The sequence below is a fragment of the Rhizobacter koreensis genome (assembly GCF_013366375.1).
GTDB classification, from domain to species: domain Bacteria; phylum Pseudomonadota; class Gammaproteobacteria; order Burkholderiales; family Burkholderiaceae_C; genus Schlegelella_A; species Schlegelella_A koreensis.
This window is the reverse complement of record NZ_JABWMJ010000004.1, coordinates 73,971-94,886: the sequence shown is the minus strand read 5'-3', so window position 1 is coordinate 94,886 and position 20,916 is coordinate 73,971. Positions and strand designations below refer to the sequence as shown.

Here is a 20,916-nt window from a genome sequence, read left to right as displayed (position 1 = left end):
GCCGCCTAGCCGGGGGCTCGGCGCCCGACGGGGCGGCCTACGCAGGAACGCCGTCCAGCGGCCGAAAGGGCGCCGCACGCGGAGCGCCCGGCGCCTCGGCTTCTGCGCCGTCGCGGCCTCAGGTGCCGGCCAGCCGAGTCGCTGAGCCCTGGCCGCGGTTGCCACCTCCAACGCTAGCCGCCGTTTCGCTGCGTCGGGGCCGGCGTGGCGGCGGCGGCGCCCCGCGCTCAGTCCGGCTTGATCTTGCGGTCGCGGATCAGCTGGCCCCAGACCTTCGACTCGGACTCGATCACGCGCGCGAGCTCCTCGCGCGTGCCGGGCGCCGGCGTGAGGCCGTGCTTGTCGAGCTCGGCCTTGACGTCGGGCGCCGACAGCACCTTGACGAGCTCGCGGTTCCAGCGCTCGAGGATCGGCGTCGGCGTCTTGCCGGGCGCCACGAACGCGTACCAGTTGGTGGCGTTGAAGCCGGGAAAGCCCGACTCGGCGACGGTCGGCACGTTCGGCACGAAGGCCGAACGCGCGAGGCCCGTGGTGGCGAGCGGGATCAGCCTGCCGGTCGCGATGTGCGGCCCTGCCGTCGCGGGAGTCGAGTAATACGCGCCGACGCGGCCGCCGAGCAGGTCCTGCATCGCCGGCGCGCCGCCCTTGTACGGGATGTGCACGGTGTCGATGCCGGCGCGCTGGTTGAGCAGTTCGCCCGCGAGGTGTGACGCCGACCCGTTGCCGGTCGATGCGTAGTCGAGCGAGCCGGGCTTCGCTTTCGCCTTCGCGATGAACTCGCCCAGCGTCTTCACGCCGACGTCGGCATGCACGACGAGGACGTTGGGAAAGCTCACGCCCATGGTGAGCGGGGCGAGGTCCTTCTGCGGGTCGTAGCCGACCTTCATCATGTGCGGAGCGACGCAGAGCGGTCCGACCGAGCCGAGCAGGATCACCGACCCGTCGGCCGGCGCACCGGCGACGTACTGGTGGGCGAGGTTGCCGCCCGCGCCGGCTCGGTTGTCGACCACCACCGTCTGGCCCAGGTTCTCCTGCAGCTTCTTGGCGATGAGGCGGGCGGCGCCGTCGGCCGCGCCGCCGGCGGCGAAGCCGACCACCAGCGTGATCGGCTTGGCGGCGAACTCCTGCGCCGACACCGGCAGCGCTGCGGCGGCGAGCACGGCGCCAGCCGCAACGGCGATGAAGCGTCTCCTGTCCATGTGGTCTCCAGATCGAGGTGAAGCGGGCGGTCCGGACGGCTCGAAGCACCGGCTCGGTCCCTGCACCGCGTTCGCCCGTGGCCGTCGTGCGGAGTCTTGCGCGCGACGCCCTGCCCCACCACTGGTGCTGACCCGGCCGTTGCGGTCGGTCGGACCCGCGCGAGCCCGTGCGTGTCGCCCCCTTCGCTGCGCTCAGCGTGCTCGCCCCGACTGGTGCCAGCGGCTAACCTTGGCCGCTCCTCGCGACGACGGAAAGATTGCACATGGACGGGTGGCCGAGCTGGCGCGGCGTGATCGAGTTCGGCGCGACGCTGGCGTTCGCGCTTTCGGGCCTCATCGAGGCATCGCGCAAGAAGCTCGACGTCGTGGGCGTGTGCGTGGTCGCCTTTCTCACCGCGTTCGGCGGCGGCACGCTGCGCGACGTGCTGCTCGACCGACGACCCTTCTTCTGGGTCGAGCACGCCCACTGGATCAGCGCGCTGCTGGTGCTGTGCGTCGCCTCGATGCTGCTGCTGCGCACGCGCCACATCCACTTCACCGCGCGTGCGATGCAATGGCCCGACGCGGTCGGGCTCGGCCTCTTCGCCGCCTCGGGCACCCAGATCGCGCTCGACGTGCAGATGCCGGCGATCGTCGCCGCGCTGATGGGCACCGTGACCGCGGTGTTCGGCGGCGTGCTGCGCGACGTCGTCTGCAACGACATCCCTCGCACGTTCATCGACCATCGGCCGTATGCGGTGTGCGCGTTCGCCGGCGCCTGGGTGGTGATCGGCGCCGATGCGCTCGGGCTCGCAGCCGGGGTGGGCCTGGTGCTCGGCGGCGCCGTGGCGATGACCTTGCGGGCGCTGGCGCTCTGGCTCGGCTGGCGCGTGCCGGCCTGGCGTCAGCAGGATTGAGCCAGGCTCGCCGGTCCGCGTGGGCGGCCGTCACGGCAGCGCCAGCGTCTCGGCCAGGTGCGCGTACACGGCAGCGACGCGCCGGAGGTGGCGCGCTTCGGGGTGCGTCAGCAGCCAGAGGTCGGTCTCCGCATCGTCGAGCGGTTCGCTGATCGCGACGACGTCGCTGCGCCCCGCGGCCAGGAACAGCGGCACGATGCCGACGCCCATGCCGAGCGCGACCAGCTCGAGCACCGAGAGGATGCTGTTGACGCGATAGCGCGGCTCGACCTTGGGCAGGTGGCGCTTGCGCCAGAGCACCGACGGATGCTCCGGCAACGCGTCGTCGGGCGCGACCCAGTCGGCGCTGCCTGACGCGACGTCGGCCCTGGCGCGCGCGGCACGCCGCCGCGCCGCGTGGATCGCGACCCGGATCGTGCCGATGCGCCTGCCCACCAGGTGCTGCGGCGGCCGCTTGGTCGCACGCACCGCGATGTCGGCGTCGCGCCGGGTCAGGCTCGCGACCTCGTTGCCCGCGTGCAGCTCGTATTTCAGCAGCGGGTGAAGGTCGCGCAGGCCCGCCAGGGCCGGTGCGACGAGCCCATGCAGCAGCGTGTCGGTGGTCGTGATCCGCACCGTTCCCGACACCCGCGACGGCTCGGCCTCGGCCGCCGAGCGCGCCGCCTCGACGGCTGCCTCCATCGCTTCGGCGTGCTCGGCGATCTGCAGCGCGAGCTCGGCGGGCACGTAGCCGCTGCGCGTGCGCTCGAAGAGCGGCCGGCCGAGGCCTCGTTCGATGCGCTGCAGGGAGCGGAACACCGTCGACGCGTCGACGCCGAGCCGCTCGGCTGCGGCCGCCAGCGTTCGCCCGCGGGCGAGTGCGAGCACCGTCTCGAGGTCGGCGGCGTCCAGCCGGTATTGCGTCGTTGCAATCAATGTGTGCCCTCGTGCGCATTCTCACGGTGCCGATGCAATCCTACAGTGGCTGCTCGCTCACCCACCTCAGGAGACTCCCCATGACCTCACCTTCGCAGACCCACCAGCTCGGCATCGCCGTCCTGCGCGTGAGCCTCGGCACGATGTGGATCGCCCACGCGCTGCTCAAGCTTCTGGTCTTCACGCTGCCCGGTACCGCGCAGTACTTCGCGAGCATCGGATTTCCGGGCTGGCTCGCCTATCCGGTGTTCGCGGCCGAGCTCGCCGGGGGCATCGCCCTCGTGCTCGGCCTCTACGCGCGCCAGGCGGCGCTCGCCCTGCTGCCGGTGATGGCGGTCGCCGCGTGGGTGCACGCGCCGAACGGCTGGGTGCACACCAGCACGGGCGGCGGCTGGGAATACCCGGTGTTCCTGATCGCCGCCTCGGTGGCGCTCTGGCTGCTCGGTGACGGTGCGGGGGCGCTGCGGCGCAGCAGCGCGCTCGTGCCGCGTCTCGGCACCGCCTGAGAAAAGCCCGGTCGCCGTTCGTCCTTGCCGCGGCTGGGGCCGGACGACGCGATCACCGCCGCGATGGCCCCAGCCCCGTTCTCGTCGTTCCAACCTTTCCAACAGGAGACCCTTCATGAAGCTCTACTACGCCCCCGGTGCCTGCTCGCTCGCCGTCCACATCGCGCTGCGCGAGATCGGCGCCCCGTTCGACGCCGTCGCGGTCGACCTCGCCACCCACAAGCTCGCCGACGGGTCGAGCTACCTCGACGTCGCACCGCGCGGCTACGTGCCGGTGCTCGAATTCGACGACGGCACGCGCCACAGCGAAGCGGCTGCGCTGCTGCAGTTCGTCGCCGATTCGGACCCGGCCAGGACGCTGATCGGCGAGCCCGGCACCACGCGCCGGCTGGCGGCGACCGAGTGGCTCGCGTTCGTCGCGACCGAGTTGCACAAGACCTTCAGCCCGTGGCTCTGGCACAAGGAGACGGCCGATTCGACCCGCCAGGCCGCCAAGGAGAAGCTCGCGGCCCGCTTTGCCGAACTCGACACGCTGCTCGCAGGGCAGGACTTCCTCGCCGGCGACTACAGCGTCGCCGACGCGTACGCGTTCACCATCGTCAACTGGGCCAACTTCCTCGCCTTGCCGCTCACCCGCTACCCACGCCTGACGGCCTACCTCGCACGCGTCGCGTCGCGACCGGCGGTGCAGGCCGCGCTGCGCGCCGAAGGCCTGGTGCGCTGAAGGAGGCCACCATGCCCATCATCACGGTGAAGGTGAGCGTGCCGCCGGCACGCGAGACGAGCCAGCGCATCGCGGCGACGCTCGGCGAGCTGACGACGACGATCCTCGGCAAGGATCCGAACCTGATCGCGATCGCGATCGACCACGTGGCCCCTGCCGACTGGTACGTCGGCGGGCGCTCGCTCGCCGAGCAGGGCCGGCACAGCGTCTACGTCGACATCAAGGTGACCGACGAGACCAACACCAAGGCCGAGAAGGCCCGCTTCATCGAGGCGGTGTTCGCGGCGTTCGAACAGCTGCTCGGCACGCTGCACGAGGAGAGCTACGTGCACGTTCACGACGTGCGCGCAGCGGCGTACGGCTACGGCGGCCGAACGCAGGAGTACCGCTGGCAGCACGCCCGCGACGCGGCACGCTAGCCCGAAGCAGAGCGCCTGCCGTCCGCAGCGCGGCGCGGCGGGCGCTCAGCTCACGACCTGGTAGTAGAGGTTCTGCGGGTGCTTCGCCTCGGCGAAGAAGAGCCAGCGATCGGCCACGAGACCCGGCACCTGCAGCACCAGCGCGATCACGAACGCGCTCGGCCACGCGCCGACCAGACCGGCCGCGAGCAGCGCGGCCGGCGCGGCGAAGCCGAGCACGTGGGTCGCGAGGCGCACCTGGCGCACCGCCGCGACGGAGGCACGATGGAAGAACTCGCGCGTGTTGAACGAGCCGCCGGTCATGCCCATCGACGTCTGCACCAGGCGGCTGGCGCGGATGCCGGTCGCCGATTGCAGCGTCGAGCGATGACGCAGCGCGGTGTTGCGGCGCAGCGCCAGGCTTCGGGCTCCCCAGGCCAGCAGCGTGACGACGAGCGCGACCGATGCCGCGGTCCGGGCAAGCGCCTCGTGTCCCGCCAGCACGCCCAGCGCCGCCGCCAGCATTAACCCCGACGAGAGGCCGCTGAGCGCGAAGCTTGCGAGCGTGAGCGGGTGCGCCCACTCCTCGATGAACCGCAGGCACGCGTAGATCATTCCGGTGCAGGTCCAGAGCAGCCCGGCCCCGGCGATGGCGAGCAGCGGCAGCAGCGTCGCCGTGAGCGCTGGCGGCGATCCCGCGCGCAGCGCGAGCCACCACAGCGCGACCAGCCCGATGAACGCCGGCAGCACGATCACCTCGCGCGACAGCCACGACGTGCGCCACATCATCGCGGCGCGCCACGCCCGCTCCGGCCGGCCGAGGTGGAGGAACGACGCCGCGAGTCCGGCCACGAGCAGCAGCAGCGCGACGACCAGCGCCGGGCCCGCGGCCGCCGGCGCCACGTCGACGCCGAGCAGCAGCGCGACCGCGAGCGCGACGACGAGCCCCTGCGCCGCGCCGGCGAGCGTCGTGAACGAGACCACCGACCAGGCCGGGTTCATGCGAACGGCGCCCCGGCGCTCGTGGTGCCCGAGCCGGCGCGATCCATCTCGCGGTCGCGCACCGACGGCATCGGCGACGTCGCGCCGACCGCGGGGGTCGGCCGGCGCGGCAGGTACTGGTTGGCCGGCTGCGTGTTCCATTCGGGCATGAGCGGGTAGCCGCCGCGCTCGCGAATCGCGACGGATACCTCCGACGTTGGATCCTTGACGTCGCCGAACAGGCGCGCGCCGGTCGGGCACGCCTTCACGCACGCGGGCTTCCGGTCCTCCGGCGCCAGGTCGTCGTTGTAGATCCGGTCGACGCAGAGCGTGCACTTGGTCATCACCTGGCGCTCTTCGTCGAGCTCGCGCGCGCCGTACGGGCACGCCCACGCGCAGTACTTGCAGCCGATGCACTTGTCGTAGTCGACCAGCACGATGCCGTCTTCCTTGCGCTTGTAGCTCGCCCCGGTCGGGCACACCGGCACGCACGGCGGGTCCTCGCAGTGCAGGCAGCTCTTCGGAAAGTGGATCGTGTCGGTGAGCGGAAACACGCCCGCCTCGAAGGTCTGCACCCGGTTGAAGAAGGTGCCGGTCGGGCTCGCGCCGTACGGCCGCTCGTCGGCGAGCGGGCCGGCGCTGCCCGAGGTGTTCCACTCCTTGCACGAGGTCACGCAGGCGTGGCAGCCGACGCAGACGTTGAGGTCGATGACGAGGGCGAGCTGCTTCGCGAGCGTCTCGGCCTCGCCGGCGCTGGTGGTTGCAGTCGGCGTGCCGCGGCCGATGCCGGCGGCGCCGGCGCCGCCTTCGTCAACGGTCGGACCAAACGGCCCTGGTGCCAGCGGCGGCGCGTCGCTGCGGCCGACGCTGCCGCCGAGCAGATCCTTGAGCCAGCCGATCATGACGCGCGCCGTCCCGCGAAGTAGGTCAGCACCTTCTCGACCCGTGACGGCTGCGGGCTCGCGCCGGCCACCTGCGGCAGCGTGTGGGCGTCCTCGTCGGGCTCGGCCGGCCGGATGCGCACCCGAACGTCGTACCAGCCGGCCTGCCCGGTGATCGGGTCGGAGTTGCTGATGCGCCGGCCGGCCCCGGGGTCGCCGATCGGCAACTCTTCGCTGATCAGGTGGTTGAGGAGGAAGCCCTTCCTCGCCTCGTCGGCGCCGGGCGCGAGTTGCCACGCGCCGTCGGCCTTGCCGATCGCGTTCCAGGTCCATACCGTGCCCGGCTCGACCGCTTCGCTGTACCGAAGCATGCAGCGCACCTGGCCCCACTGGCTCTCGACCCAGCACCAGCCGCCGTCGGCGATGCCGGCAGCCGCGGCGGTCGCCGGGTTCACATGCAGGTAGTTGTGGCTGTGGATCTGGCGCAGCCACGCGTTCTGCGCATCCCACGAGTGGTAGTGCGCCATCGGGCGTTGCGTGATCGCGTTGAGCGGGTACGCCTCGACGTCGGTCGCAGCGTCCTCGAGCGGCGGGTACCAGAACGGCAGCGGGTCGAAGTAGGTCTCGATGCGCTCGCGCAACTCGTCGGGCGGCTGGCGGCCGGGGCTCTTGCCCTGCGCAGCGAGCCGGAAGCTCTGCAGCGTGTCGCTGTAGAGCGCAAGCTGCACCGGGTCGTTCTTCTGGCGCCAGCCCTTCTCCTTGGCGAAGTCGAGGTACTCGCGGTTCCAGTTGCGCATGTGGCGCATCGACTCGGGCAGGTGGTACTGGAACACGCAGTTGTTGGCCGCGTACATCTCCCACTGCTTCGGGTTCGGCGCGCCCCGCAGGTGCTGGCTGCCGTCGACGCCGCGCCAGCCCATCAGAAAGCCCACGCCCGGCGCCGGCTCGAAGTTGACGACGAAGTCGGGGTAGCCGCTGAAACGCCGCGTGCCGTCGTGGTGGGTGAATGCCGGGAACTTGAGGCGCGACGCCAGCTCGATCAGCACCTCCTGGAACGGCTTGCAGTCGCCGGTCGGCGGCACCACCGGGACCCGCACCGAGTCGACCGGGCCGTCGAACTCGGAGATCGGCCGGTCGAGCATGCTCATCACGTCGTGGCGCTCGAGATAGGTGGTGTCGGGCAGCACGAGGTCGGCAAACGCGACGGTCTCGCTCTGGAATGCGTCGCACACCACCAGGAACGGGATCATGTAGTCGCCCGCCTCGTCCCTGCGATTGAGCATCTCGCGCGCGACCATGGTGTTCATGCTCGAGTTCCAGGCCATGTTGGCCATGAAGATGAGCAGCGTGTCGATGCGGTACGGATTGCCGTTGACCGCGTTGCCGATCACGTTGTGCATCAGCCCGTGGGCCGATAGCGGGTGCTCCCACGAGAACGCGTGGTCGATGCGGATCGGCGAGCCGTCGGGGTTGATCGCCAGCTCGTCGGGGCTGGCCGGAAAGCCGAGCGGCGCCGCGTTGAGCGGCGTGTTCGGCTTGATCATGTCGGGCGAATTGAACGCGCGGTAGTTCGGCACGATGTGGCGCGGGTACGGCGCCTTGTGGCGAAAGCCGCCGGGGGCATCGATGGTGCCGAGCACGCTCATCAACACCGCGAGCGCGCGCACCGTCTGGAAGCCGTTCGAGTGCGCCGCGAGGCCGCGCATCGCGTGGAACGCGACCGGCCGCGCCTGGGTCGTCGGGTGGCGCTTGCCCCAGGCATCGGTCCAACCGATCGGCAGTTCGTACGCCTGTTGCAGCGCGGTGGTGCCCATCTCCTCGGCGAGCCTGACGATGCGCTCGGCGGCGATGCCGGTGATCGCCGCCGCCCACTCGGGCGTGCAGCTCGCGACGCGCTCGCGCAGCAGCTGGAACGACGGCGCGACCGGCGTGCCGTCCGGCAGGCGGTAGTGCCCTTCGAGCGCCGGGTCGCAGCCGTTGGCGATGCCTTCCGGATACGCGGGCTTGACGGTGCCCGAGGGCAGATCCCACACCAGCTTGTTGTGCGGCTCGCGGCCGTCGCCGGGCGGCCCGCGCGTCGGGTCGAACGCGAACAGCCCGTCGCGCGCGCCACCGTCGAGCACGACCAGCTGCGGCGCATTGGTGAAGCGCTTGAGGAACGCATGGTCGATGCGGTCGGTGCGGATCAGCTCGTGCAGCAGCGCCATGAAGAGCGCGCCGTCGGTGCCGGGCCTGATCGGGATCCACTCGTCCGCGATCGCCGAGTAGCCGGTGCGCACCGGGTTGATCGAGATGAAGCGCCCGCCGCTGCGCTTGAACTTGGCGATCGCGATCTTGAGCGGGTTCGAGTGATGGTCCTCGGCGGTGCCGATCATCACGAAGAGCTTGGCCTTGTCGAGGTCGGGCCCGCCGAACTCCCAGAAGCTGCCGCCGATCGTGTAGATCATCCCCGCGGCCATGTTCACCGAGCAGAAGCCGCCGTGCGCCGCGTAGTTGGGCGTTCCGAACTGGCGCGCGAACAGGCCCGTGAGCGCCTGCATCTGGTCGCGCCCGGTGAAGAGCGCGAACTTCTTCGGGTCGGTGGCGCGGATGTGTGCCAGGCGTTCGGTGAGGATCTCGAACGCGCGGTCCCACGAGATCGGCTCGAACTCGCCGGCGCCGCGCTCGGCGCGTTGCTTCCTGAGCATCGGCTGCGTCAGCCGGGCGGGCGAGACCTGCTTCATGATCCCCGACGCGCCCTTGGCGCAGATCACGCCCTTGTTGAGCGGGTGCGCCGGGTTGCCGTCGATGTAGCGGACTTCACCATTGCGCAGGTGCACGCGCACCCCGCAGCGGCACGCGCACATGTAGCAGGTGGTGGTCTTGACCTCGGTGGCGGCGAGCGGCGCCGGCGACGCGAGCGGATCGTGCAGCGGGTCGCGGGAGAGGAACTTGAACATCGGCGATCGGCCCCGACGGGACGGCGTGCCCCGAACGCCATCCTAGGACGCGGCAGCGAACCGCGAAACGCATAATTCCCATCGCATCGATCGGCTCGATCGATCACCTGGCGACTCACCACATGTCCCGCATCGATATCGACGACGCCGGCGGGCTGCCCGACGTACGGCTCACCGTGCAGCAGCTGCGCGTCTTCGTCGCCACCGCGCAGGCCGGGTCGACGCACGCGGCGGCCGACCGCGTCGCGCGCTCGCAGTCGGCGGCGAGCACCACGCTCGCGGCGCTCGAGTCGACGCTCGGCACGAAGCTGTTCGACCGGATCGGCCGCCGGCTCGTGCTGAACGAAAGCGGGCGTGCCTTGCTGCCGCGCGCGGTGTCGCTGCTCGAGCAGGCCGGAGCGATCGAGGGCCTGTTCGCCGGCGCGCCGGTCGCCCCGCTGCGCATGGCGGCGAGCCTGACGATCGGCGAGTACGTGCTGCCGCAACTGGTCGCCGACTGGCGCGCCGCTCATCCAGGCAGCGCGGTGAGCCTCGCCATCGCCAACACGCGTGCCGTCATTGACGCGGTGGTCGCGTTCGAGGCCGACGTCGGCTTCATCGAAGGCCCGCAGACGCATCGCGACCTGATCGCGCAACCCTGGTTGCCGGACGAGCTCGTGATCGTCGCCGCTGCCGGTCACCCGCTCGCCGGTACCAGCGCCAGCACGCAGGCGCTGCAGGGCGCCGAATGGGCGCTGCGCGAGCCCGGCTCCGGCACGCGCGAGGTGGCCGACCGCTGGCTCGTCGAGCATCTCGGGCGCGTCAAGCTCGCGTTCGAGCTCGGCAGCCCCGAGACCATCAAGCGCCTGGTGGCGTGCACGTCGGTGCTCGGCATGCTGTCGCGGTACGTGGTGCTGCGCGAACTCGCCGACGGCACCCTCGCCGAGGTGCGCACGCGGCACGCGCCGCCGGCGCGTCGCTTCGCGATGATCGTGCATCGCGACAAGCAGCTCGGCGCGGGCACGCGCGAGTTCGTCGCGCGATGCGCGCAGGGCGTGGGCGCCTCGGCGCCGCGTTCCGCCCGCGGCGCGGCGAAGCGAAGACGCTAGCGCGTTGCCCGCCTTGACGAGCGCCGTGCCGGGCGCATGGATGGCTCAGCCGCCCTTGCGCCCCTGCCGCACCAGCCGCCAGAGATACGCGAGCACGATCGCGCCGAACACGATCCACGAGCCCGGCTCGAGCACCGCAGCGATCGTCCCGTAGCGGCTCTCCATCAGGTAGCCCGCGCCGGTGAGCAGACTCACCCACAGCAGCGATCCGACCGCCGACCAGACGACGAACGGTGCGAGCGCCATGCCGCTGAAGCCGGCCGGCAGCGCGATCAGCGTGCGCACGCCGGGCAGCAGGCGACCGAACACGAGGACCGGCGCGTGGTAGCGGTCGAACCATTTCTCGGCGGACTCGATCTCCGCACGCGAGACCGCAAGCCAGCGGCCGTGCCGATCGGCGGCGCGCTTGACGCGCTCGGCGCCCCACCAGCGCCCGGCGAAGAACCACGGCAAGCCGCCGAGCAGCGACCCCGCGGTGCCGGCGAGGACCACGAGCACCGGATGCAGTTCGCCGCGCGCCGCGCTGAAGCCCGCGAACGGCATGATCAGCTCGGACGGGATCGGCGGAAACACGTTCTCGGCGAACATCAGGAGGACGATCGCGACATAGCCGCGGTCGGCGATGAACTCGGTGATGGTGTCGACCATTCGGCTTCGATGCGGGGGGCTGACCTGAAGGCATCAGGCGAGCGCACCGGCGCAGCGGCCCATGGATCGACCGGGGTCGAAGACCTGCGCGCAGCTGCTCGCCAGGCGCCGCGACGCTCGTGCGCGCGACGCTGCCAGATCGTATATTGGCCGCCCTCCTCCACTCGCACCGGGGTCGCGCCATGCCGTCTTTCGTCCTGCACCTGCGAACGGTCGTCGTCGCGACCGCGGTGACTTTCTCGCTCGGCGCGGCGCATGCCGCCTCGCAGGCGCCGATCGCCGCCGAGAACGGGATGGTCGTGACCGCGCAGCACCTTGCCACCCGGGTCGGCGTCGACGTGCTGAAGGACGGCGGCAATGCGGTCGATGCGGCAGTCGCGGTCGGCTACGCACTCGCGGTGGTCTATCCCGCGGCCGGCAACCTAGGCGGCGGCGGCTTCATGACGATCCAGCTCGCCGACGGCCGCAAGACCTTCCTCGACTTCCGCGAGAAGGCGCCGCTCGCCGCGACGGCCAACATGTATCTCGACAAGGACGGCAACGTCATCAAGGGAGCGAGCACGACCGGGCACCTTGCGGTCGGCGTGCCGGGCACCGTATCGGGACTCGAGCTGGCGCTCTCGAAGTACGGGACGATGAAGCGGGCGCAGCTGCTCGCGCCGGCGATCAGGTACGCCGAAGATGGCTTCGTGCTCGACCAGGGCGACGTCGACATGCTGCTGACGTCGACCGACGACTTCGGCAAGGACGCCGCCACCGGGGCGATCTTCCTGAACCGCGGCGAGCCGTTCCAGGTCGGCCAGCGCCTGGTCCAGAAGGATCTCGCACGGACCCTGAAGCGGATCGCCGAGCAGGGCGAGGCGGGCTTCTACAAGGGGCCGGTCGGCGCCGCCATCGTCGCCAGCAGCCAGGCCGGCAAGGGGATCATCACGCAGGCCGACCTCGACCAGTACAAGACGCGCGAGCTCAAGCCGGTCGAGTGCAGCTACCGCGGCTACGGCATCGTCTCGGCGCCGCCGCCGAGTTCGGGCGGCGTGATCATCTGCGAGATCCTCAACATCCTCGAGGGCTATCCGCTGAAGGACTGGGGCTTCCGCTCGGCGCAGGCGGTGCACGTGCAGATCGAGGCGATGCGGCACAGCTACGTCGACCGCAACAGCTACCTCGGCGACCCCGACTTCGTGCAGAACCCGCTCGAGCGTCTGCTCTCGAAGGACTACGCGGCGAAAATCCGCGCGGCCATAGACCCGGGCAAGGCCGGCGTGTCGCGCGACATCAAGCCAGGCGTCGCGCCGCACGAGGGTTCGAACACCACGCATTACTCGATCGTCGACAGGCAGGGCAACGCGGTCTCGGTGACGTACACGCTGAACGACTGGTTCGGCGCCAAGGTCATGGCGAACGGCACCGGCGTGCTGCTCAACGACGAGATGGACGACTTCACCGCCAAGATCGGCGTGCCCAACCTCTATGGCCTGGTGCAGGGCGAAGCCAACAAGATCGAGCCCGGCAAGCGACCGCTCAGCTCCATGAGCCCGACCATCGTCACGCAGGACGGCAAGCCCGTCATGGTGGTCGGCACGCCCGGCGGCAGCCGCATCATCACGGCGGTGCTGCACACCATCGTCAACGCGATCGACTACGGCATGAACGTGCAGGAAGCGGTCGACGCACCCAAGTTCCACCAGCAGTGGCTGCCGGAGACGACCAACGTCGAGAACTTCGCCCTCAGCCCCGACACCCGCAGGATCCTCGAAGGCATGGGCCACAAGTTCGCCGGCCCGCAGCCGGCGAATCACCTCGCCGCGATCCTGGTCGGCGCGCCCAGCCTCGGCGGCAAGCCGGTCGGCAAGAACCGCTACTACGGCGCCAACGACCCGCGCCGCAACAGCGGACTCGCGCTGGGGTACTGAACCGGCGATGCGCCGCACGCTCCCCGTGGGGCGTGCTGCACGCAACAGCATCGATCGAGCGGGCCCGGGAAGCGGCACCGTGCAGCACGCGCGCTTCGCTCCGCTGCCGGCGCATGGCCTCGTCGACGAGACGCTTCACTTACGCGTCGAGGGACTCGAGCCCGGCGCGCGCGTGCGCCTGCGTCTCGCGAGCGCGGGCGCGCCCGGCACGATGTGGATGGCCGAAGCGACGTTCGTCGCCGACGCGGGCGACGTCGACCTGACGCGCGATGCGCCGCTCGAAGGCTCGTACGCGGGTGTCGACCCGATGGGCCTGTTCTGGTCGCGCGCGGCGGTACCCGGCGTTCCCGGCGAGACCGCGGCCGACCCGGCGGTCGTGACCCTCACTGCACGCGACGCCAGCGGCCAGGCGTTCCTCAGGCACGAGCTCCGCCGCTCGTTCCTTGCCGCGGGCGTTCGGCAGGCAAGCGTCGATGCAGCGGGACTCGTCGCGCGGCTCTTCACGCCGCCAGCGCGCGGTCCGCACCCGACGATGATCGTGCTCGGCGGCTCGGACGGCGGCTTTCGCTGGTGCAGCGAAGTCGCGAGCCTGCTCGCATCGCGCGGGTTCGCGACGCTCGCGCTCGCCTACTTCGGCATCGAACCGCTGCCTCCGACGCTGGACCGCATTCCACTCGAGTACTTCGAACGCGCGATCGACTGGCTGTCGGCGCACCCGGCCGTCGACCCGCGGCGCATCGGCGTGATCGGTGCCTCGAGAGGCGGCGAACTGGCGTTGCTGCTGGGCGCGACCTTTCCTGCGCTGCGTGCCGTCGTCGCCTACGTGCCGAGCGGCATTCTCTGGCCCGGCGTGCCGCAGATGGACCATGCCGCGTGGACCTGGCAAGGGCGCGAGCTGCCGACCGCGGGGCAGATGCCGCTGGCGGACTGGCAGCGCATGCTCGCGGACGCCGGGCTGCAGGACGACACGCCCGAGGCATACCAGCTCGTGTTGCATGACCTCGGCATGATCGAGGCCGCGACGATCCCGGTCGAGCGCATCCACGGCCCGATCCTCTTCATCACCGGCCGGGACGACCGGCTCTGGCCTTGCGAACAGCTCACGGGCTTCGCCTTGCGCCGACTGCAGGAGCGCGGCTTTGCGCACCGAGTCGAGCACCTCTCGTACGGCGGCGCCGGGCACGCCATCGGGTGGCCGCACGTGATCGCACCCGCCACACGAACCACGCACCCGGTCACCCGCGCCGTCATGGACCTGGGCGGCACGCCGGCGGCGAACGCGCGCGCGGCTGCCGATTCGTGGCCACGCATGCTGGACTTCCTGCAGCGAAGCCTCTGATGCGAATGGCCCGACCAAACGGCCCACGCGGCGGCCGCACGGACGACCGGAGCCGGCGTCGGGCGACATGGCTATCAGGCCACGACGAAAAGCTGTTGACAGCGCCGACGTTCTGATCGGAACATTGCCGCCCGGCAACGCGGTGGACGGTCTGACCACTGCCCCAGGCTCGGTTCGAGTCGCGCGGTGTGCCGTCCAGGACAGGAGAGCACGATGAGACTCCGTTCTCTTGGCACGGCTTGCGGGCTGTTGCTGGCGGCGAGCGCCGCGCCCACGTGGGCGTTGTCGCCCGGCCCGAACAACGCGATCACCGACGTTCCCGGCATCAGCGTCGGTCACGTCACCGGCCCCGACTCGGGCGTGACCGTGGTCCGTGCTGCAGGCCCCAACGGCCAGGGCGTGGGCGGCGGCTTCACCCAGCGCGGCGGCTCACCGGTGACGCGCGAGACCGACCTCATGCGGCCCGACAACATGGTCGAGACGATGAACGCGGTCGTGCTGAGTGGCGGCAGCTCGTATGGCCTCGCGGCTGCGCCGGGTGTGATGCAGTGTCTCGAGAACGCCGGCATCGGATTCAGCGTCGGCGGCGGCAACGTCGTTCCCATCGTGCAGGCCGCATCGACTTTCGACCGTGCGACGTGCTCGGCGCCGCCGGCCTCGCGGCCCGACTACACCTCGGGGCTGCAGGCGTGCCTGGCCGCGAACAGCGGGCCTGTGGCACAGGGCAACGTCGGTGCGGGAACCGGCGCGGTCGCGGGCGGTGTGAAGGGCGGCATCGGCAGCGCGAGCATCGTGCTGCCCAACGGCATCATCGTCGGTGCGATCGTCGCGGTGAACTCCGAAGGCGTGCCGTACGACGACACCGGCACGCTGTTCGGAACCACGCTCGAGGTCGGCAACGAGTTCCGCGACCTCACCAAGATCGGCGAGCTCATCAAGTACCGGGTTCCGGCGAGCCTGCCCGGCGGCGCGCTGCGCAGCGGCACCAACGCGGTCGTCGCGACCAACGTGCAGCTCACGAAGTCGCAGGCCACCAAGATCGCCGAGATCGCCGACGACGGCGTCGCGCGTGCGGTGAATCCGGCGCATACCGCGGGCGACAGCGACACGCTGTTCGTGCTCGGCACCGCGCGGCTCGCGATGGCGTCGCTCGGCGACCCGAATGCCGTGGTCACCCAGATCGGCACGGCGGCCGCGAACGCGGTCTCGCGCGCCATCGTCCACGCCGTGCTCTCGGCGCGCTCCACGACGTGCCACAAGAGCTACTGCGACACCTTCCCGCTCGCCTGCCGTTTCCGGCGCTAGGAGGCCACGATGCGACTCGACTCTGCCTTCGGCGCCCTGCTCGCCGTTGCGCTCGCCGCTCCGGCGGTGGCTCAAACGCTGCCGCAGAACCCCGGCCCCAAGAACGCCATCACCGACGTGCCCGGCATCGAGGTCGGCCAGTACACGGCGACCAACGGCACCGGCGGCATGACCGGCACCACGGCCATCATCGCGCGCGGTGGAGCGATCGGCGGCGTCACCCAACGCGGCGGTGCACCCGGCACCCGCGAGACCGACATCCTCAAGTCCGAGAAGGCGGTCGGCGTCACCCACGCCGTCGTGCTGACCGGCGGCAGCGCGTACGGCCTCGCGGCGGCCGACGGCGTGATGAGCTGCCTCGAGAGCCAGGGCATCGGCACGCCGGTGTTGAACAGGATGATCGTCCCGCTCGTGCCAGCCGCGGTGATCTTCGACCCGGGTCGCTGTGCGCCGTTCAACTTCCGACCCGACGCGTCGTTCGGCGTCAATGCCTGCCGCGCCGCGAACAACGGGGCGGTCGCGATGGGCAACGTCGGTGCGGGCGCCGGCGCACGCTCGGGCGGCGTCAAGGGCGGGCTCGGCACCGCGAGCGCGGTGCTGCCGGGCGGCATCGTGGTGGGCGCCATCGTCGCGGTCAATTCGAGCGGTCGCACGTTCGACGCGGCCACGGGGCAGTTCTTCGCCGGCTACATCGCGGGCACGTCCGACCTCACGCCGACCGCGGCCGCGAGCGCCGCCGCCGAGATCCCGAGCGAGGAGTTCCTGCGTGCGACGACGATCGCCGTGGTGGCGACCAACGCGACCCTGACCAAGGCGCAAGCCAACAAGGTCGCGCAGATGGCGGACGACGGCATGGCGCGCGCGCTTCGCATCGCGCACGGCACGGGCGACGGCGACACCGTGTTCGCTCTGGCCACGGGCACCGTCGGCGGCACCCCCAACCTCAACCAGATCGGCGGCGCCGCTGCCGACGCCCTGTCGCGTGCGATCGTGCGCGCGATCATCGCGGCGCAGGGCATCCATACCGGCAGCGGGGCGGGCGCCTGCAACGTGAGCAGCTACTGCGAGCAGTTCCCCCAGAACTGCCGTCGATAGGCCGCGGCTGCAGGCGAACGCCGGCGGCGGGCCTGCTGGCTCCCCGCCTGCAAACGAACGCTCGCGCGAGATGCGCGCGGACGCAGCGACTGTCATGGGCATGGATGTCTTGCGACTCGAGGGTCTGCACGGCCCGCTGCGACCTGCTGCTGCCTGACAAGCGCCCTCATCGGGCAGGCGATATTCGCGCCGCGCGATGCCACACCGCCGGCGTCACTGCAATCAGGCTCGTCGCCACGTGAGCGGCACGTCTATCGTTCAAAGCCATCGCTGTCGCAGAGCTGCCGTAGACCGCGTTGTTTGGAGGGCTGCGCCTGGTGGTGGCATGCGGATTGCCAGACGCTATGGTCCCAATTAGCAGGAGAGATCCATGCACATCATTCGAACCACGATCGTCACCATCGCCGTCGCCGCCTCGGCGGGCATCGTCGCGGCGCAGCCCTCGGGTAATGCTGTGAGCCGCGCGGCAAGCGCCGCGGTCACGCCGGGCGACCAGAACATGGGTCGCACGCCCGACAACCGCAGCGGCGGTCTGATGGGCAACGACAGCGCCGCGCGTTCGGCCGCGGGCAGCGTCGGCCGTGCGGCGAGTGCGGCAGTCACGCCGGGTGACCAGAACATGGGTCGCACGCCGAACAACCGCAGCGGCGGCATGATGGGCAGTGGTGGCGCGGCCGCCACGGCTGGCAGTGCTGCCAGCGCAGCGGTCACGCCAGGCGACCAGAACATGGGTCGCACGCCGGGCAACCGCAGCGGCGGCATGATGGGTGACGACCGCACCGGCAGCGGCGCGACCACCATGCGCCGTGGCGCGCGCGCCGACCGCAACTGACGCCACGCACAGCTGATCGGCGGCGCCGGAGGCGTTGCCGATCCGTTTTCGAAGGCCGCAGTGCGGCCTTCTTCTCGGCTTTCGGGCTACCGGTACCCATGCGAATCGACGTGCGCATCGTCGCGACCATCGGCACGTGCCCACCGCCTGCTCGAACCCACACTGGCTCCTGCCGAAGCGCCGTGATCTCACACGCGCGAACATCGCTCGCACACGACCCGCGTCGCGCGAAAGGGCTCACGTGATCTGATCGCCGCGTCGTCGGCACGTCGGGTTACTCGTCTGCGCATATTGGCACGGTCGGTCTCACCACCATCGGTCCTCAGCCGTGAGCAACGGCCGACCGCCATCGGCCCTGTCGCCGTGCCGATGAGGACCTGCCCACGGCGACACGGCTGCCGATTCACGGCCACTGCGCGGTCCGAACGCCGCCCCTGCATTGACGGCACGCCCGCAACCTGTTCACCTCCCTCCCCTTCGAGCCGACCTGACGGCTCCATACAAGGGAGAAGGCATTGACGAGCGTACGAGTAGCGGGTTTCGGCGTCTCTCTGGACGGCTTTGCCGCCGGGCCCGAGCAGAGCCTGACGCAACCGCTGGGCCGGAATGGCCCCGAGTTGTTCCAGTGGTTCTTTCCGACGCGGACCTTCCGCGCGATGGTCGGGCAGGACGGTGGAAGCACCGGCGTCGACGACCAGTACGCCCAGCAGGCGATGGCCGGCTTCGGTGCGTTCATCCTCGGCCGCAACATGTTCGGCCCGGTGCGCGGCCCATGGCCGGATGAAACGTGGAAGGGTTGGTGGGGCGACAACCCGCCCTACCACGCGCCGACCTTCATCCTCACGCATCACCCCCGACCGTCGATCGAGATGGAAGGCGGAACCACCTTCTACTTCGTCAGTGACGGCATCGAGTCGGCGCTGCGGCAGGCGCGCGCCGCCGCCGGCGACAAGGACGTCAAGATCGGCGGTGGTGTCGAGACGGTGCGGCAATACCTGCGCGCCGGCCTCGTCGACACCATGCACCTGGCGCTCGCGCCAGTCGCGCTCGGCGAGGGCGAGGCGCTGTTCGCCGGCATCGACCTTCGTGCGCTCGGCTTTCGCGTCGTGGAACGTGCCGCGTCCGACGCGGCGACGCATGTGGTGCTGGCGCGTTCGTAGCCGGAACGCATCGAGCACGAATAACCTCCTCGCTTCCTTCACGCAACGTCGCTATCCGGACGACGCGGTCGGACCTGCAACACCGTCGCTGCCCGCTGCAAGAGCGGCGCAGCGCCGAACGGCACCCGCCCTGCGCGGCCGCGAAAGCTCGATGCGAAACTGACGCGCTCGATCCAGGCGCATCATCACGCCCATCGCCCTGCGGTCACCTTTCAAAGCCTGGTCGCTCCAACGCGCGCACTCCGCCTTCATGCCATCGCCTCACACCACGCCCGCTCACGTCGTCAGCACGGCGCCGCGCACATCGGCATGGATCGATGTCAAAGATCCGCTGAGGACCGCGACATGACCCGCCTCATCGTCGCCATCACCGGAGCGAGCGGTGCCGTCTACGGCGTGCGCCTGCTCCAGGCCATGCGCGAGGTGCCCGGTTGGGAAACCGACCTCGTGATGACGCCGTCGGCGGCGCTCACGCTCGCGCAGGAGCTGGACCTGCAGCGCTCGCACGTCGAGGCGCTCGCGACCCGCGCGCACAACGTCCGCGACATCGGCGCGAGCATCGCGAGCGGCTCGTGGCCGACCGCCGGCATGGTGATCGCGCCCTGCTCGATGCGCACCCTGGCCGCGATCGCGACCGGCGTCACCGACAACCTGGTGACGCGTGCCGCCGACGTCGTGCTCAAGGAACGTCGCCGCCTGGTGCTGCTCGCGCGCGAAAGCCCGCTCCACCTCGGGCACCTGCGCAACATGGTCGCCGTCACCGAGATGGGCGCCATCGTCTGCCCGCCGGTCCCCGCGTTCTACAACCGCCCGCAGACGATCGACGAGCAGGTCGATCACACCGTCGGCCGCACGCTCGACCTGTTCGACATTCCGCACCAGGGGCTGCTCAAGCGCTGGAGTGGACTGCAGCAGCGCGGCGACGACAGCACCTGACCCGCAACATCCGGGCGACCCGCCGTGCAGGGTCGAACTTTCTTTGAAGGTCAGACCGATCGCGAACGGACGCGACGGTCGGCCCCGCGCTTCACTGGGTGGGCAGCGTTGCCCGCAGCCACGGGTCGCCTTCCGACTGGAACGTCTCGATCAGGAAGTCGACGAGCGCGCGGGTCCGCGCGGGCACGTACTTGCGGGTCGGCATCGCGGCGTAGAGCGTGAGGCCGGTGTAGTGCCAGCCGGGCAGCACGCGCACCAGGGTGCCGGCGGCGAGCGCATCTTCGAGCATGAACGACGGCAATCCCGCGATGCCGACGCCGGCGATCGCCGCGGCCATCAGGGTGTCGGCGTGCTCGGCGGCCAACACGCTGCGCGGCAGGTACTCGCTCGTGCGGGCTTCGGCACCGTCGCAGGTGCCGCCGGGGTCGTCGCAGTGCAGCGTCACGGTGCGGGGCACGCTCACCGAATTGATCACCAGCGAGGCATGGTTCGCGAGATCGGGGGGCGACCGCGGCGTGCCGTGGCGCGCCAGGTACGCCGGCGCGGCGGCGAGCACGACGAGCGAGGTGGCCAGCCGATGGGCGACGAACTCGCCGTGCTCGAGCTCGCCCTGCGTCATCAGCAGCGACACGTCGAAGGCCTCGTGGGCCATGTCGAGCAGCCCACTGCTGGCGAGGTCGAGCGCCACGTCGGGATACCGCGCGAAGAAGCGCGGCAGGTGCTTGGCGAGCTGGTGGTACGAGAACGCCGGCGACACCAGCACGCGCACGCGCCCGCACGGCTGCACCGTCGAGCGCGTCGCCAGCGCCTCGGCCTCCTCGATGTCGGCAAGGATCTGGCGCGCCCGCGCGAGGTATTCCTCGCCGGCCTCGGTGAGGGCCAGGCGCCGGGTCGTGCGATGCAGCAGCCGCACGCCGAGGTGGGCTTCGAGGTCCGCGACAAGACGCGTGACCGCCGCCGGTGCCGCGTCGAGCGCGCGCGCGGCCGCGGCGAAGCTTCGTTCGTCGACCACACGCACGAACGCGCGCATCGACAGCAATCGATCCATGTCCTTCTCAGCCCGCTGCCATGGTTTCCAGTGCGCCCGAGTCTAGGCCGGCGGGCGTCGACGGTCGGCGCGCCGGGGATCGATCCTTGCGAATCGCGCAATGACGCCTTGGC

At 70.8% G+C, this 20,916-nt stretch carries 19 protein-coding genes; 12 read left to right on the top strand and 7 right to left on the bottom strand.

Annotated features, from left to right (window positions below; all coding sequences use genetic code 11):
- Positions 1-227: 227 nt before the first annotated feature.
- Positions 228-1,199 carry a Bug family tripartite tricarboxylate transporter substrate binding protein gene (locus HQN59_RS09795; protein ID WP_176068669.1) on the bottom strand — a complete coding sequence of 324 codons (972 nt, stop codon included), beginning with the start codon at positions 1,197-1,199 and terminating at the stop codon, positions 228-230.
- Between the two features lie 263 nt (positions 1,200-1,462).
- Here HQN59_RS09795 and HQN59_RS09790 point away from each other — a divergent pair, with 263 nt between their 5' ends.
- Positions 1,463-2,095, top strand: coding sequence for a trimeric intracellular cation channel family protein (locus tag HQN59_RS09790; protein ID WP_176068667.1), 633 nt, complete (start codon positions 1,463-1,465; stop codon positions 2,093-2,095).
- Positions 2,096-2,125: 30 nt separating this feature from the next.
- On the opposite strand, the gene HQN59_RS09785 is transcribed toward HQN59_RS09790, so the two are convergent.
- A complete protein-coding gene (locus tag HQN59_RS09785; RefSeq protein ID WP_176068665.1) occupies positions 2,126-3,010 on the bottom strand; it encodes a LysR family transcriptional regulator in 885 nt (294 codons plus the stop codon).
- Positions 3,011-3,090: 80 nt separating this feature from the next.
- Here HQN59_RS09785 and HQN59_RS09780 point away from each other — a divergent pair, with 80 nt between their 5' ends.
- The 3 genes from HQN59_RS09780 (at position 3,091) to HQN59_RS09770 (ending at position 4,659) form a co-directional block, all read left to right on the top strand.
- The gene (locus HQN59_RS09780) at positions 3,091-3,516 is read left to right on the top strand and encodes a DoxX family protein (protein WP_176068663.1); all 426 of its coding nucleotides are present in this window, start codon (positions 3,091-3,093) and stop codon (positions 3,514-3,516) included.
- A gap of 115 nt (positions 3,517-3,631) precedes the next feature.
- Entirely contained in the window at positions 3,632-4,240 is a 609-nt protein-coding gene (gstA, locus tag HQN59_RS09775) for a glutathione transferase GstA (RefSeq protein ID WP_176068661.1), read from the top strand.
- An 11-nt stretch (positions 4,241-4,251) separates the two neighbouring features.
- Positions 4,252-4,659 (top strand): tautomerase family protein, encoded by a 408-nt coding sequence (locus HQN59_RS09770; RefSeq protein ID WP_176068659.1) that lies wholly within the window; start codon positions 4,252-4,254, stop codon positions 4,657-4,659.
- A 45-nt stretch (positions 4,660-4,704) separates the two neighbouring features.
- On the opposite strand, the gene HQN59_RS09765 is transcribed toward HQN59_RS09770, so the two are convergent.
- From HQN59_RS09765 to HQN59_RS09755, 3 genes are read right to left on the bottom strand one after another with little or no spacing between them, the layout of a single operon-like run.
- Positions 4,705-5,640: a dimethyl sulfoxide reductase anchor subunit family protein gene (locus HQN59_RS09765; protein ID WP_176068657.1), complete on the bottom strand. Its 936-nt coding sequence runs from the start codon at positions 5,638-5,640 to the stop codon at positions 4,705-4,707.
- Entirely contained in the window at positions 5,637-6,518 is an 882-nt protein-coding gene (locus HQN59_RS09760) for a 4Fe-4S dicluster domain-containing protein (RefSeq protein ID WP_425342715.1), read from the bottom strand. Before HQN59_RS09760 ends, HQN59_RS09765 begins: the two co-directional genes overlap by 4 nt.
- Entirely contained in the window at positions 6,518-9,439 is a 2,922-nt protein-coding gene (locus HQN59_RS09755; protein WP_176068655.1) for a molybdopterin oxidoreductase family protein, read from the bottom strand. The genes HQN59_RS09760 and HQN59_RS09755 overlap by 1 nt, the downstream gene beginning before the upstream one ends.
- A gap of 122 nt (positions 9,440-9,561) precedes the next feature.
- Between HQN59_RS09755 and HQN59_RS09750 the strand changes: the two genes are divergently transcribed.
- Entirely contained in the window at positions 9,562-10,527 is a 966-nt protein-coding gene (locus HQN59_RS09750; protein WP_176068653.1) for a LysR family transcriptional regulator, read from the top strand.
- A gap of 45 nt (positions 10,528-10,572) precedes the next feature.
- On the opposite strand, the gene HQN59_RS09745 is transcribed toward HQN59_RS09750, so the two are convergent.
- Positions 10,573-11,175 (bottom strand): DedA family protein, encoded by a 603-nt coding sequence (locus HQN59_RS09745; RefSeq protein WP_176068651.1) that lies wholly within the window; start codon positions 11,173-11,175, stop codon positions 10,573-10,575.
- Between the two features lie 182 nt (positions 11,176-11,357).
- Here HQN59_RS09745 and ggt point away from each other — a divergent pair, with 182 nt between their 5' ends.
- The 7 genes from ggt (at position 11,358) to HQN59_RS09710 (ending at position 19,755) form a co-directional block, all read left to right on the top strand.
- On the top strand, positions 11,358-13,088 hold the full coding sequence (ggt, locus tag HQN59_RS09740) for a gamma-glutamyltransferase (protein ID WP_176068649.1): 1,731 nt from the start codon (positions 11,358-11,360) through the stop codon (positions 13,086-13,088).
- A 7-nt stretch (positions 13,089-13,095) separates the two neighbouring features.
- Positions 13,096-14,427: an acyl-CoA thioester hydrolase/BAAT C-terminal domain-containing protein gene (locus tag HQN59_RS09735; RefSeq protein WP_176068647.1), complete on the top strand. Its 1,332-nt coding sequence runs from the start codon at positions 13,096-13,098 to the stop codon at positions 14,425-14,427.
- A 213-nt stretch (positions 14,428-14,640) separates the two neighbouring features.
- Positions 14,641-15,732: a P1 family peptidase gene (locus HQN59_RS09730; protein WP_217704010.1), complete on the top strand. Its 1,092-nt coding sequence runs from the start codon at positions 14,641-14,643 to the stop codon at positions 15,730-15,732.
- 9 nt (positions 15,733-15,741) lie between these two features.
- Positions 15,742-16,827: a P1 family peptidase gene (locus HQN59_RS09725; protein ID WP_176068645.1), complete on the top strand. Its 1,086-nt coding sequence runs from the start codon at positions 15,742-15,744 to the stop codon at positions 16,825-16,827.
- Between the two features lie 370 nt (positions 16,828-17,197).
- Positions 17,198-17,659 carry a hypothetical protein gene (locus tag HQN59_RS09720; protein ID WP_176068643.1) on the top strand — a complete coding sequence of 154 codons (462 nt, stop codon included), beginning with the start codon at positions 17,198-17,200 and terminating at the stop codon, positions 17,657-17,659.
- A 515-nt stretch (positions 17,660-18,174) separates the two neighbouring features.
- Positions 18,175-18,819, top strand: coding sequence for a dihydrofolate reductase family protein (locus HQN59_RS09715; RefSeq protein ID WP_176068641.1), 645 nt, complete (start codon positions 18,175-18,177; stop codon positions 18,817-18,819).
- Positions 18,820-19,164: 345 nt separating this feature from the next.
- Complete coding sequence (locus HQN59_RS09710; RefSeq protein ID WP_176068639.1) at positions 19,165-19,755, top strand: UbiX family flavin prenyltransferase; 591 nt, start codon at positions 19,165-19,167, stop codon at positions 19,753-19,755.
- A 91-nt stretch (positions 19,756-19,846) separates the two neighbouring features.
- On the opposite strand, the gene HQN59_RS09705 is transcribed toward HQN59_RS09710, so the two are convergent.
- Positions 19,847-20,803 (bottom strand): LysR family transcriptional regulator, encoded by a 957-nt coding sequence (locus HQN59_RS09705; RefSeq protein WP_176068637.1) that lies wholly within the window; start codon positions 20,801-20,803, stop codon positions 19,847-19,849.
- Positions 20,804-20,916 lie beyond the last annotated feature (113 nt).